Below are 13800 nucleotides of genomic sequence, written 5' to 3'. Positions count from 1 at the left end.
TTATTAAAAATTCATAATTAGTGAAGTCATCTTTTTAATTAACCATTGATATTGATTGATAAATAAGTGGATAACAAGGATAACTAAGGATAAAACACTGCACAAAGAGTAATTAAAAATAGGAATTTCTTCAGTGTTAGAATAAACCACCGTATAAAATATAACGTATTAGTAAGATAAATGATAAGATTCCTACATTAAGAAATATAATTGAATTTGCAATTGGTGGTAGTGACTTATTAATTTCTATAATGCCGGTTGAAATAAATCCAAATAATATTGCATTTTAGGCAGCGTAAATAATGAAAGGAATATAGTATAAATCATTAGGTTCCTTTTCCTTCCATTTATGGACCTTTGAAAGTCGAACTGACATTTCTAAGGTCTCTCTCATTAATCTCATTCGCCTGTTCAACCTCCTACAGCAAAATGGGCGAAAACCTCATCGATATGAGAAAAAAACAGTCTTTGATATATTAGGTGTCGTTTACATTTGTACCATGTCTCATAATCAAGCGGCTTAATTCAAAAAAATGAAACCCGTTAGGGTTTCTTTCATATGCAAATCTTTAAATTCCCTACACGTAGCCTTTAGAAAAAAGAAGCAACCTCTACTATGATTGACGTTGTATGAGCTTAGAGCTTAGCTTGATAGCGATGTAGTGCTATCCCTACGAGTGTTTTTCAGATCTTCTGCTTGTGGGAGCAGCAATTTTAACACCAATCAGCAATAAGAGGGCATAGATATATACTCTTACTATTGATTAAAGGCACGAAACATAAAAGAAGAGATACTATACAGTGTCTCTTCTTTTATGTTGATATGGCTCTAAAGAAAATGTAGTGATTAATCAAAGATCATTGGATGCTTCTAGGTTAATGTTAGTATAACGTTAATTCAATCGCTTATATATAATGATTTATGTGTATTCAGATGTATTTTTCGATTGATACTTTTTTGTTTTGTGCACAACAAGGATATTGAAAAAGGGCTGATAAGAATATCAAACCCTTTTGACTATCTTTAATTATTTCACTGCCTCTTTTAATTCTTTTCCGGCCTTAAAAGCAGGTGCTTTTGAAGCCGCAATTTGCATTTCTTCACCTGTTTGTGGGTTACGTCCTGTACGTGCAGATCTTTCGCGTACTTCAAATGTACCAAATCCAAGGATTTGTACTTTCTCTTCATTAGCTAGTGCACTTGTTATTGTATCTAATACGGCTTGTGTTGCTACAGCTGCATCCTTTTGTGTAAGTTCTACTTTTTCTGCCACTACTTTTGTTAGTTCTGTCTTATTCATTTTTCGCACCTCTTTATATGTAATTAGGTGCCTATTATAACGTGTGTATACTCATGATGCAATAATATTAAACAAACTCTTCTGTGCCGAATGCAAAAGTAATATGTAACAAAATACACTATTAATATTTGATATTACTATTTTTAATCTCATTAGAAATAGTAATAGATTGTCCAAACTTTACTAATCTATCTTACATAGTATGTAGTAATAAATTAAAAGGAGGAATTTAATATGTCTTATTACTACTGTAATCATTGTAAGGATTACAAAAAGAAATATCACGATTGTCATAGAGGCAGTAAGGGTTATGAAAAATGTGATAAAAAGCATGAGGAGAAACATTGGGTTAATGTAAAAGTAAATTGTTGTTCTGATGATAACCAATATAATCTTGTGAGAGCATCTGCTTTTAGAGCTGTGAGCACAGTTAATCAAAATTTACCAGCAAATACATTTGTTAAGGTCTTATTTCAAAATGAACAATTTGATTTAGCGAATGAGTATAATCCAGCTACATCAATTTTTATTCCAAAGACAAGAGGTGTTTATTCTGTTATTGGGACTATTGCGTTCATTCCCAATAATCTAAACACAAATTATAGAGCGCGGGTAGAAATTCGAGTTAATGGAAATCCGGCAATTGCAATAGATAATGATTTTTTTGGTCCAATAAACTTTGCTAATGTTGTTGCTGTTTCATCAATCATTCAGTTAAATGCAGGGGATATAGTCGAGATTTTTGCACAAAGTAGTGTAGCTGGAGTTATTTCTAATGTAGAAAATAGTACACATTTTGAAGCTGCAAGATTTCCGTCTCCAGACGCATAAGTGATATGAAATTTTTTCAGTGATTTTATATAAAGAAAGTCCATAATTTATATTTGACTTGCATTTATGCAGGTTTTTTTTGATAGAAAATGTTTATCGTGACACAAGTTGGTTACATTATTTGGGGAATCTAAATTATTTACATAAATTTTGCATGATGTGTACATAGAAGCAATATGTCTACTAAAAAGGAAGTGAAAAGTATGGCTGCATATGCTGAAGAGCAATTTATATATTTTACAACAAAATCAATCTATTTAGAGTCAATTAAAGGGAACTAGAAAACATATTGGGATGAATATAGAAAGCTACAAGACTGGCTGCAAGAACAGCAACTAATTATCAGTTTTATTAGTTAGGTTGAAAAGAGGATGAAGAAATTCCTTTAGAAGTATCCCTTATATCATCATGATGAAAATGTATTTAATAAATAAGGTAAGTTAGGCATCCAGAGGGATGCTTTTTCTTTTGGTATAGAAATCCCCTTGGTGACTATATTTTAAATGTAGTTAATAAATGCGGTACGTGAAGTTTTATTATGTGTGTAGAGATAAGATTACATTTAATACAATAAGGGAAGAATGGCATATAAGATTATGAAGTAAAAACATTTACTGTTATACAAATGGAGGAGTGTTATGAACGCAGTTTTTAAAGAGTTTAAGCAGACCTTAAAGGCATTAGGTGCTGCCAACACATATTTAGATTGCTTAGTACAAACTAAAACGTATCTGCAGTTTCTAATACTTGTCATATTTTGCATTATTACAGTTTACATACCTTTCCCTTCATTTACGCTTAATTATATAAATGAATTAGATCTACTAATGCAATACATAATTAAATCCGTTTATTTTTCTTTTCCTATTTCACTAGTTTTCCTATTTATAATGCGAGATCAAAGATTCTTGTTTTCTAAAAAAATCACTTTCCAACAGCTAAAAATTTCTTTTTTCTGTGCTTTCATTATTTATGCTATTATGTTGTTATTTTTAGCCGTACTAATATCTTTTACAACATTCAGAGGAGCATCTAATCCCATTGGGAATGAAGGGATTACTAATATGCTTCACAAAACACCTGGGATTGCAATTCAATTAATCGGAGAAAACATTATGTTTGTATCTATATTGTTCTTTTGGCATAAGATCATACGTTCCTTCAAAATAAGCCCCATAGCTTCTATTACAATCTCTTTAATATTGTCTGGAAGCTCATTTGGATTACTCCATCTCTCTACGTATAACAATAATTGGGTACAATGTTTAACTTTCATTGGAATACCAGCTATCACTCAAATGGTTTTCTTTCTAATATTTAAAAATATTCATATGGGATACATACTTCACTTCAATTACAATTTAATCATTATAATTTTTAACTATATAGCTTCAATTTACCACTAAAAATAAAAGAAAAGGCACCCCTGCTGCAAGGTACCTTTTCTAAGGGGTATAACTCATTAGCTAAGCGGCCGTTGGTCAAGTATACCGCCTAGACTATTACATGAGTTATGTTTTTATTATACATTGATCATATCAAAAATATTATCATTAGTGAAATTAACTTTTATTATTTTTTAATTTTAAAGCTGCCACCATAATAATTATGTTTATCAATTTTCATAACATCTACAAATAATCCTGGCTTATAAACTGATGTAATAGGTGTTACAAAGCTCCCATAAATATGCGCAGTACCAGAATCATAATTTGTTTTTTAACTTTGTGAAATAATTTTAGAGACAAAAATAATAGAAATGGAAAAAGAAAGGATAAAAGCAATTTATATACATCATAATGTAAAATATATATTGCATATATTTTGCTTATAATTTAATATATAGAATATAAGATAAAAAAGTAAAGATTACCTTTATAAACGGGGTGCATTTAATGTCAGTAAGCAAAATAAAAATTGCAAGAACAGAAAAGGGGCTAACTCAACAAGAATTAGCTGGGCTTGTAAATGTTACCCGACAAACAATTGGCCTTATTGAACTTAATAAATACAATCCATCTTTAAAGCTTTGTATTGATATAGCTAAATCACTCGATAAAACTTTAGATGAATTATTTTGGGAGGAAAAATAGAATGGAAAAATTTAAAAATTTGTTTTCACTCAGTACACATTCAGATGAAAGAATTCAACAAATCGAAATGAAAATTTGGGCTCAATCTGGAATTGTGGTTTTATTGCTAGCCTTCTTAGATTTAATAATAAGGGGCGTATACTTACAAAGACCGTTTCTAGAATGGGCTACAGCTCTTGGTATCATTATCTGTTATATGGTATTCTTCTTTATTAGATCCATTTTAGCTGGTGTTTACGAACCAGAAATTGATAACAAGGAAAAATTAAAACAAAAATTAAAAGCTAAATTATCTTATACTCTTATTTTATCTTTTTCTGGTGTAGCCTACACTACATATCATAATCAATTACCTCAAGATATTGTTGGATGGATCTTAGTATGTATTAAGTTTATTCTACTTGTTACTATTTTGTTTGGTATTCAATATTTTATTACTGTATTAGCATGGAATAAATCCAATAAAATTTAATAAGTATAGACAAAAAAGCTTATCTTTTAATACATAATGATAAGCTTTTTATTATTTTCTTCATCTCTTTTTCGTTTTAGGGGATATTTTGTTTTGTCAGCTTGATAGCGATGTGGCGTGCCCCTAAATGCTTTGAAAATCCGTATTGAATTAACACTAAAAAGAATCTAATTTGAAAAAAATTAATCAAATTAGATTCCAATTTTTAAATTCTGATTGTAGATTTTATGAAAAAATTGATTAAAACACATGAATATATTAATTACAAAAGTTGACTTACTTGTACTAGAATTATTCTATTCTTCAAACCAAAACAGAGTCTCGATAGGCGCTTCTAAAACTTTTGCAATATCATAAGTAAGTTTGAATGAAGGGTTATATTTTCCGTTTTCGAGATTGCCAATTGTTTCTCTTCTAACCCCAACCTTATTAGCTAAATCTTCCTGAGACATATTTAACCTTACTCTATATTCTTTCATTCGAGTCTTAAGTGGCATCTTGCATTCCTTTCTTTTCTCTACGCTCAAATATTTCTAAATTAATTAAGAAGGTACCTAATGGTGCAAAAACTGAAATAATAACAAGGAAACGAATTATATGTAGATTTTCAAAAATAAAAATACTCAAAACTAGTATGATACCTAGTACCAATGCTACGAAAAAAGCTCTTGTAGCAGAGATTCGAACATGTAGTATAAAAAGCTCATCTGGTACCACTTTTGCATATGCAAAGAAGAAAAAGAAATTGAATAGGAGACCTGCCCAAGTAATATCACCTAAAAATGAGAAAGGTGCCAAAAACCCTAAAAAACCGATAAATCCTAAATAAGCCATTTTATTTTTCATACAATCCTCCTACGTGATGTATTTCGCTCTTTATGTTAAAAATATATCACATAGTTTTGCAAATTAAAAGGACTTACAACAGTGCAAATTTGTTTTAAATCGACAGTAAAACCACAAAAAGATACGTGAAATTGCTGCTAATAGTACCCTTCAAAAGAATTGTTATAACAAAAAACTCAAAATATTGATACAATATAATTATTAAATGAAATCAAGAGAAAACAAAATATAAATTTAGGAGGGGAAATACTTTGGAAATAGATCAAATAAAAAATATCCTAAGAAAAAGAGCAACTATCTTTCAAACAGGAGGAAAAAGGCCCGATTTATCTTTAAATGAAAGTTGGATTGGAAAGATTCACTATTCATTACCAAATGAAACTTACCCAATTGACCGCTATGGAGAAAAAATGTATGCGATCATGATGCTTAATTTAACTCAAATACCTTTTCTTCCAGAAGCAGTAAAAGATTTGAAAGCCATCGCAGTATTTCTCTCTCCAAACTTTGCTAAAGATTTGTCCAACTTATCGAGGAATTTTTGTATTAGAGAATATGATTCTTTAGAGGAACTAGTACCGAATGAGATGTCACTTACGTTTCCAAATCTAAAACCTTTTCCCTTAATCCCTAGATTAGTAACTGATGAGTTTCCACAATGGGATACGGAAGATTTTCCAAACAACATGCAAGATAGAATTTTAGAACTTGAAAACACAAATGAGATTGACTACTATGAGGATATTTTTGAAGAAAATCATTACATACATAAATTAGGTGGCTATGCTTGTTTTGCCCAATCAGGTATCCAATGGCCCGCGGATTATGAATTTATTTTTCAAATAACAGACGATCCAAAAGCACATTTAAAGATTATTCATGGAGGCGGAATTTATTTTGCTAAAAATAGTAAAACAAATGATTGGATCGCACATTGTGATTTCTTATAGGAATAATATATAAAGTGACGTTTTCTTATGTGAAATCTTGCTTAGCGTATATTCTCGTTAAAAGGTTGGCGGTATGCCTATAACTACACGCTTTAATAGATTAAAGGAAAAAATGAAGAAATATGTCAAATTACAGGTGTGAGCTAGACCAACTAGTCTCATTGGTTAAAAGAACTTGAATAAAGTTCTTTTTTTATTTTTAATTAATCCCCATAGTGGCACCTCATACCCAGAATCGTTTCGCTACCCCTATAATGGTTCTATCATTGATAAAGCTCTAGTTGATAAATATCTTGAATTTAAATTATTAAACTTATAAATTGATAACCTAATCCCACAGAGTAACAAAGGATGAACAATTTGACAGGCCTATAATATGGTCTACGTAAATCCTATCTCTTGTGTTGATAATGCTGCAGAAATATAAAACAGAATATTCCATCTTATATTTATAAAATTCAAGTTATTTACATATTTAGGGGATAAAGGTATGTTTGTGAAGATATACAATAAATGGAGGGAAGGGATCTTATTATGTTTAAAAAAGTAGCTTTAGGGATTTCATCGTTAGCAATCACTACATTTGTAGGTCTAGGAATGGCAACAGAGGCATCTGCTGGTCCTGCAGCACCATTATCTTCATTAAACGTTGCCAAGTAGAGTCTGAGCAAGGTGGGGTAGAGACAATCAATACTAATAGCTTTAGTACTACAAGAAACCATGGGGAAAGTTACCTATATATTTACACAAAAGAAATTGGATATGGACAAAATCCAATTGCAAAAATGAATGGTTCAGCAGTAAAGAGTATTGGCTCAACTGTAATTGGCGGCAACCCAATTGTTGGTTGGTATTATAAGTGGGATGCATCTGGACATCAACAGGGGACATTTGAATATCAAAAAACCTCTATTAATTTCCCATTCAATACAATGCGAACTTCACTTTATATACAATAAATAACCAGGGGTAAATTATAGGAATAACTATTAAGGTACGAGTTCTAATGGGGTAGTTTATTCTTTGAATTGAATACTATTTCTATAATAATACTTTTCTATTGTTTTATGACTATGTTACCCATTTGTAAAAGTTCATAGTCATGATAGCTCTACGGATCTATATAAACATAGTTTTGGAGAATGGAAACCTTTAATTTTAAAAAAATACAGAATAAGAGGAGTTTTAGTATGAAAAAACAAAGTCTAGCTATAGCTACTATTCTATCATTAGGTTTAACTGTATTTGGTGGTACTACCTCTACATTTGCGATGACTGAGCCAAATGATAATGTGACGTTTCAATTTACATCAAAATATATAGGAAATATACCGTCAAAGCCCAAGGACTGTAATAATGTAGACAAATATAAGCTGTGTACAAACAAAGAAGAAGCTGATGCTTGGGGAAAAAAACAATTTAGTAAGTGGAGTAAAGAAGAGAAATCTGCCATAAGAGATTATACAAAAAATGCAAGGCCGTATAATGAATTCTTAAGAACGCATGCGGGTAAATTAGATTCTGATCTTACAATGAAGAAAAAAATTGAATCCTTAGATAAGGCATTAAATAGAAAAGAGGCAAAAATGAATGACAATATAAAAGTGTATCGAGGGGATGATGCATGGATTTTTGGAAAGGAGTATGATAATTCCATAATAAAAAATGGCAAGGTTGATAGGGAGAAATTCAAGGAAATACAAAAAAAATTCCAAGGAAAAACAATAACTGAGTTTGGATATTTAAGTACTTCTATACTTATTGATGCCGGATATGCCAAAACAAGACCAGTTATGACAGAATTTAAGGTAGGCTCTGGGACTCATGGTGCTTATATGAATTCAGATGACTTGACTGCGTATCCAGGGCAATACGAATTGTTATTGCCAAGAAATACCGTCTATAAAATTGAAAAAATATATATAGCTATAGATAACAATACCCAAAAAGAACAAATAAAAGTGGAGGCTACGATTAAATAAATCTAATGAAGTTAAATTTTAAAAAATAAAGTGATTCAGAATAACTATATAAATCCGAATACGCAACGCATGTAAATAATCCAAATAAAAACCGTAAGGATTTCTAATCTTTACGGTTTTTATCATCTTAGCCAAGAAGACTCCTTCCTCAAGGAGCGTGAAGGGTTTCAGCCCAGTGAGTAGGCGGGAGATGAATTGGCTTCGAACAAGGGATGGTAGGGATCCATCTTAATTGTTCGACATATATAAAATGTTACTTTGCTATCTATCGAATATATTTTAGATAAGTTTAATTTGATATTCTTGAAGCCAGCTATTTACTTGAAGTAGATAATCAATTAAACCTCTAGCTTCATTATCAGTAATGATTTCATCTGTACCTAGTGCAACTGAACGAATCTTTTCTACGTTAATAAGAGGTAGAATAGGAGAGGTATTATCGTTTAATACATCTAGCATCCATACACTAATTCCTTGTAAATAGGCGTTATCTTTTGTACTTGGATATGCACTTTTTTTACGATAACATACATCTGTGGGAAGAACAGTCTGGAAAGCTCGACGTAAAATTCCCTTTTCAATATTATCGATACTTTTTATTTCAAACGGTACATTCCAGAGATATTCAACCAGTCGATAGTCACAAAATGGAACACGTACTTCAAAACCTGTCATCATGCTAGTACGATCTTTTCTCTCTAACATAAAAGGTAGGAAGCGTGTAATAAACATATAAGACATTTGACGTTGTTTTGCTTGTAAATCATTTTCTCCTTCTAAAAAGGGTATTTCATTTACAGCTTCTTGAAAACGTTGTTTTTGATAGTTGATAGGATTTATTTTAGTTTTTAAGTCTTCTGATAAAATTTCTGTAATATAAGAATAGTTTACATTCCAAGGGAAAATATCCGCTTTTAAAAACTCTTCTTGATGGAACCAAGGATATCCAGAAAAAACTTCATCTGCTGATTCTCCTGAAAGGGCTACTGTAGCATCTTTTTTCATTTCTTTAAAGAGAAGATACAAAGATGTTTCAAGTTCCCCAACACCTGGTAAGTCACGAGCCCTCATTGGAATTAATAAATGTTCAATGAGCTTTTCAGATCCTAATTCAAAAGAATGATGTTGTGTTCCAACATGTTCAGATACACGTTGTACCCAAGGTTCATCCCGATCACGGCGAAGAAAATCTTCTTCGAAATCTCGTTCTTCATTTGTAAAAGTTAGAGAATAAGTATGAAGTGTCTTTCCGATTTGTTTGAATTCATTTCCTGCTAATCCAGTTAAACCACTGGAATCTAAACCTCCTGATAACATTGTAACCACGGGTCTATCGGCAACTAATTGTCGTTTCACTGTATCCTCTAAAATAGATTGAATTGTATTAACTGTAGTATTTATATCATCTGTATGTGGTTTACTTTCTAGCTTCCAGTATTGCTTACATTCAGTTTTATTAGAAGTAAACAGAATGTAGTGTCCCCCGCGCACTTCATGTAAATCTTTAAATACTGCATGACCAGGTGTTCGCATTGGACCAAGGCAGAAGATTTCGGAAAGTCCTTCTGAATCCACCTCTGCTTGTACATTTGGATGAGAAAGTAATACTTTTATTTCAGATCCGAAGATAACTGAATTATCACGTTGTGCAAAAAAGAGTGGTTTCACCCCTAAATGATCGCGGGCTAACATGAGTCGTTGCAATTTCTCGTCCCAAATACCAAAGGCGAAAATTCCGTTAAGGTGTTGTACACAATCTTCTTTCCATTCTAGATATGCATGTAATAATACCTCGGTATCTGATTTTGTTTGAAATACATGGCCCAAATGCTCTAGTTCAATACGTAGCTCTTGGTAGTTATAAATTTCTCCATTAAATGTTAGTGAAACAGTTGTCTCTCCATCCTTATACAACATGGGTTGTAGACCACCTTCAGGATCAATTACAATAAGACGACGATGACCAAAAGCTGCATGTTTAGAGAACCAAAATCCTTCTGCATCTGGTCCGCGATGTATAATAGAATTTGTCATGTTTTTTAAAGTTTCTTTTTGTTTAGAAAGGTCCATTGACCAATCAACCCATCCCGCTATTCCGCACATATATATTACCTACTTTCCATTTGATTAGTAAACATCATAGTATTTCTATAAATTTCTTGTTTAGTAATAAGTTTTTAATCATATTAATAATGCTTATTTAAATGATGCATATCTTGATAACAGCACCCTTTGAAACAAAAGTACCTATTGATGCTAGTAAACTAAAAACAGAAGCAATATTAATAATTACACCGTGAATATTTAATTCATGCATTTTTTTAGCGGTGCAAATAATACCATGGGTTCCGCCGTGTTGATTGATATTAATGATACGACGGTAATCATTCAAGTCATGGTCTAAAACAGGAGTGGGATAGCCAATACCGGCATTGTTAAACATAATGTAAATTCTTTCAAAAGCTTGAACAGTTTTTTCTATTAATCATTCAGCTTCTTCAAACTTTGAAATATTTGTTTTACAACAATCGCTTCTTCACCATGTTCCTGGATGGCTATAGCGGTTGAATTACCTAGCTCCACATAAAATCAGCTATTACAACTTGATTTTCTTTTTGAGTAAACTTTTATGAGGTCTCTTTACCAATTCCTCGGGTTCTACTTCTAATAAAAGCGACTCTTCTCGGGTTTAGTGTTATCCATCTCCTTTATTTTTATATAATGAATGTTAAATGTGTTTATACAAAATTGTTGTTAATTGAAAGATTAATAACAACTATCTGTATTGTAACTCTATTTATAATTCATTAAAATTTAGATATATTTACTAATAATTAAGTAAATCTTAATAAAGGGAGTATTAAGATGAATTTTGAACAAATGGAGTATATCGTAGCGGTAGCGAATACTGGATCATTTACCAAGGCTGCACTCCAGTCTCACGTTACTTTATCAGCAATTAGTCAATCTATTTCCTTGTTAGAAAATGAACTGGGAGTAAAACTCTTCGCACGTTCACGAGGGTTGGGGGCAGTTCCGACTTCCGAGGGGAAATCGATTATAAAAAAAGCTAGTGATATTCTACTGCAAGTAAAAGAATTGAAAGAAGAAGCGCAAATCTACAATCATACTTTAAACGGGGAGTTAAGAATTGCGACAATCCCTGGACCTATGCATGTACTAATAAATATAATTTCGACATTCAAAAAGGAGCATCCTTATGTAAATATAAAGGTTTATGAAAAAGATCATAAAAAAATACTACAAGACATTCAAAAAGGCGAGATTGATATTGGATTTATTGCATCATCAGAGAAGTTTAGAGAGAGGCATAATAATTTTACATTTAAAAAAATAATAGACGTTAAAATAGTTGTGGGAGTTAATAAAAATTCTCCACTTGCATTAGAGAAAATCCTTGTACCAGAACAGTTAGTAAATCAGGATTTGGTTTTATATGATGATGAATACATTCGGGATAGCATTAATAAGTTATTTTCTAAGTATGGGAATGTGGATATATTATTCATCTCTAATAATACGCAAGCAATAGAAAATGCAGTGAAGCAAGAACTAGCTATTACAATTGGATTGGATTATTCATTCAAACATAATCTATTAAATAATCAAAAAGAAATGGTTTCTATTGTATTAGATGTACCTAACCTTGAGCCTCTTTCTTATGGATGGGTCCTTAGTAAAGACAAGCAACCTTCAAACATACTAGTGAGATTCATTAATAAGCTTCAGTTTGAGTAGAAGATTGGTTTAAAGTTGAGCCAGTGGAATACAAAGGCGTTTCATATTCGTTTTTGTGAATTTTTGTAACTGATTACGAATATTATATTCAACCATTGTGAGTTATATTGCTAACACAATTAATAATCTAAAAATAAAAGGATCGGATATTGAGATTAAAAAAATCCAATACCCTTTAACTTTTAATTATGCCAGTAAAAGGCTTGAGATTAACTATTGAAATAGATGGTCTCAAGTCTTTTTTTATTAGTGGGGAGAAAAGGGGTTTATAAGGAGTGCTTAATATTCAATTATTTGTTAAATTGTTATTTGAAATATATAATTAAATCTCATGAAAAAATTGTGATATAATGCACATAATATTTTTTGAAATTCATTAATTTTAATATGAGGTGTATAGAATAGGGAAATCTCGCGAACAAACAATTGAAAATATTTTAGAAGCGGCTAAGAAAAAATTTGGAGAGAGTGGATATGATGGTACAAGTATTCAAGAAATTGCAAAAGAAGCAAAGGTGAATGTTGCTATGGTTTCGTATTACTTTAACGGAAAAGAGAACCTTTACTTAGAGGTATTTAAAAAATATGATTTTGCAAAAAAACTACCAAATTTTCTTGAAGAAACGAAACATAATCCTAAAACTGCTCTAAAACAATATTTAAATTTCTTTATTACACATATAAAACAACATCCTGAAATTGGAACGCTTGCATATGAGGCAATTATCAAAGAAAGTTCACAATTGGAAAAAATAAAACCATATATTATTGGGAATTTTGGACAATTAAAAGAAACCTTATTGGAAGGGAAAGAACAAGGGGTTTTTCATTTCTTTTCGACAAACCATGCGATTTATTGGATTACCTCCATAGTCTTATTTCCGAAATTTAAAAAGTTTATTGATTCGATGAATCAAAGTGATTCCGACGATATGCAAACAGAGTGGATAACAGATGATCTTGTAAACAGAATTATTTCTTCATTAATACATAATCCTACATTATAAAATATCCCTTATTTAAAAATGAATCTACAACTGATTCAAATTCCCGATTCATGAAATTACTAAAAAGTATTTGCAATTATACCCACCGGTATTTCACATCGTTAAATAATTGTAAGTGCCATTATTTAGAATGTATCGGTATAAAAGTACATAATTCTTTTTTTAGATGATAAAAAACTTAAAACTGCTAGTGCCATATGTATGTGTTGAATAGGATTAGTTACGTTATAATTTGTAAGTTTATAAATTACGTAGGTAGAATTTTTAAACATTTTACATTTCTAAATAAAGTTAAAAATCCACACCCACACCTACAGAGGTATTGATGGGGGTGGATTTTTTAATTTTTTAGAGAAAGTGACTAAGATTTCTATGTCATAGGAGGGCTCTTAATACAGTATGCATATTGTAAATTGTGTGTATACAAACATGAGGTAGTATCTCATTATATAGATATGTGATTAGGTATATTTTATTTGATGAATTATAACTATTATCTCCAAATATCTAACGAGACCTTACTAGAGATATTGGATTCGTATAACGAATATGTAAATAC

General features: G+C 31.1%; 13 protein-coding genes and 3 pseudogenes. 10 read left to right on the top strand and 6 right to left on the bottom strand.

Features of this window, described 5'->3' with window-relative positions:
* Positions 1 to 371: 371 nt before the first annotated feature.
* Positions 372 to 524, top strand: a pseudogene (locus ACO6VI_RS27320) (IS4 family transposase); the annotation flags it as partial.
* A gap of 504 nt (positions 525 to 1028) precedes the next feature.
* Here ACO6VI_RS27320 and ACO6VI_RS27315 read toward each other — a convergent pair.
* Positions 1029 to 1301: an HU family DNA-binding protein gene (locus tag ACO6VI_RS27315; RefSeq protein ID WP_109737678.1), complete on the bottom strand. Its 273-nt coding sequence runs from the start codon at positions 1299 to 1301 to the stop codon at positions 1029 to 1031.
* 234 nt (positions 1302 to 1535) lie between these two features.
* Here ACO6VI_RS27315 and ACO6VI_RS27310 point away from each other — a divergent pair, with 234 nt between their 5' ends.
* Positions 1536 to 2132 carry an ABC transporter permease gene (locus tag ACO6VI_RS27310; protein ID WP_109737679.1) on the top strand — a complete coding sequence of 199 codons (597 nt, stop codon included), beginning with the start codon at positions 1536 to 1538 and terminating at the stop codon, positions 2130 to 2132.
* Positions 2133 to 2770: 638 nt separating this feature from the next.
* The gene (locus ACO6VI_RS27305) at positions 2771 to 3538 is read left to right on the top strand and encodes a hypothetical protein (protein WP_422424623.1); all 768 of its coding nucleotides are present in this window, start codon (positions 2771 to 2773) and stop codon (positions 3536 to 3538) included.
* Positions 3539 to 3704: 166 nt separating this feature from the next.
* On the opposite strand, the pseudogene ACO6VI_RS27300 reads toward ACO6VI_RS27305, so the two are convergent.
* Positions 3705 to 3839 (bottom strand): annotated as a pseudogene (locus ACO6VI_RS27300) (DUF5065 family protein); the annotation flags it as partial.
* Between the two features lie 188 nt (positions 3840 to 4027).
* On the opposite strand from ACO6VI_RS27300, the gene ACO6VI_RS27295 reads away from it, so the two are divergent.
* Positions 4028 to 4225 carry a helix-turn-helix transcriptional regulator gene (locus ACO6VI_RS27295; RefSeq protein WP_000116560.1) on the top strand — a complete coding sequence of 66 codons (198 nt, stop codon included), beginning with the start codon at positions 4028 to 4030 and terminating at the stop codon, positions 4223 to 4225.
* 1 nt (position 4226) lies between these two features.
* Positions 4227 to 4697 carry a DUF6773 family protein gene (locus ACO6VI_RS27290; RefSeq protein WP_071729452.1) on the top strand — a complete coding sequence of 157 codons (471 nt, stop codon included), beginning with the start codon at positions 4227 to 4229 and terminating at the stop codon, positions 4695 to 4697.
* Between the two features lie 296 nt (positions 4698 to 4993).
* Here the strand turns inward: ACO6VI_RS27290 and ACO6VI_RS27285 are convergent, their stop codons facing one another.
* Both ACO6VI_RS27285 and ACO6VI_RS27280 read right to left on the bottom strand, forming a co-directional pair.
* Positions 4994 to 5194 carry a helix-turn-helix transcriptional regulator gene (locus ACO6VI_RS27285; protein WP_001128819.1) on the bottom strand — a complete coding sequence of 67 codons (201 nt, stop codon included), beginning with the start codon at positions 5192 to 5194 and terminating at the stop codon, positions 4994 to 4996.
* A complete protein-coding gene (locus tag ACO6VI_RS27280) occupies positions 5184 to 5543 on the bottom strand; it encodes a DUF3796 domain-containing protein (protein WP_000791799.1) in 360 nt (119 codons plus the stop codon). Before ACO6VI_RS27280 ends, ACO6VI_RS27285 begins: the two co-directional genes overlap by 11 nt.
* Before the next feature lie 251 nt (positions 5544 to 5794).
* Between ACO6VI_RS27280 and ACO6VI_RS27275 the strand changes: the two genes are divergently transcribed.
* The 3 genes and pseudogenes from ACO6VI_RS27275 to ACO6VI_RS27265 all read left to right on the top strand — a co-directional run bounded on the left by ACO6VI_RS27275 (position 5795) and on the right by ACO6VI_RS27265 (position 8475).
* Positions 5795 to 6493, top strand: a complete 699-nt coding sequence (locus ACO6VI_RS27275; protein WP_422424620.1) for a DUF1963 domain-containing protein — start codon at positions 5795 to 5797, stop codon at positions 6491 to 6493.
* Between the two features lie 534 nt (positions 6494 to 7027).
* Positions 7028 to 7452: pseudogene (locus ACO6VI_RS27270) on the top strand (DUF4879 domain-containing protein).
* 231 nt (positions 7453 to 7683) lie between these two features.
* Entirely contained in the window at positions 7684 to 8475 is a 792-nt protein-coding gene (locus ACO6VI_RS27265) for an ADP-ribosyltransferase (RefSeq protein ID WP_422424618.1), read from the top strand.
* A 279-nt stretch (positions 8476 to 8754) separates the two neighbouring features.
* Here ACO6VI_RS27265 and asnB read toward each other — a convergent pair whose 3' ends face one another.
* Positions 8755 to 10578 (bottom strand): asparagine synthase (glutamine-hydrolyzing), encoded by a 1824-nt coding sequence (gene asnB, locus ACO6VI_RS27260; protein WP_422424616.1) that lies wholly within the window; start codon positions 10576 to 10578, stop codon positions 8755 to 8757.
* A 97-nt stretch (positions 10579 to 10675) separates the two neighbouring features.
* A complete protein-coding gene (locus tag ACO6VI_RS27255; RefSeq protein WP_257207133.1) occupies positions 10676 to 10957 on the bottom strand; it encodes an SDR family NAD(P)-dependent oxidoreductase in 282 nt (93 codons plus the stop codon).
* 383 nt (positions 10958 to 11340) lie between these two features.
* Here ACO6VI_RS27255 and ACO6VI_RS27250 point away from each other — a divergent pair, with 383 nt between their 5' ends.
* Both ACO6VI_RS27250 and ACO6VI_RS27245 read left to right on the top strand, forming a co-directional pair.
* Positions 11341 to 12234 (top strand): LysR family transcriptional regulator, encoded by an 894-nt coding sequence (locus tag ACO6VI_RS27250; RefSeq protein WP_422424615.1) that lies wholly within the window; start codon positions 11341 to 11343, stop codon positions 12232 to 12234.
* Positions 12235 to 12635: 401 nt separating this feature from the next.
* Positions 12636 to 13241, top strand: a complete 606-nt coding sequence (locus ACO6VI_RS27245; protein ID WP_422424627.1) for a TetR/AcrR family transcriptional regulator — start codon at positions 12636 to 12638, stop codon at positions 13239 to 13241.
* Positions 13242 to 13800 lie beyond the last annotated feature (559 nt).

Origin of the sequence: Bacillus sp. PSXD-155 (assembly GCF_049310765.1) — a bacterium.
GTDB lineage: Bacteria > Bacillota > Bacilli > Bacillales > Bacillaceae_G > Bacillus_A > Bacillus_A cereus.
This window is presented reverse-complemented; position numbering and strand designations above follow the sequence as displayed.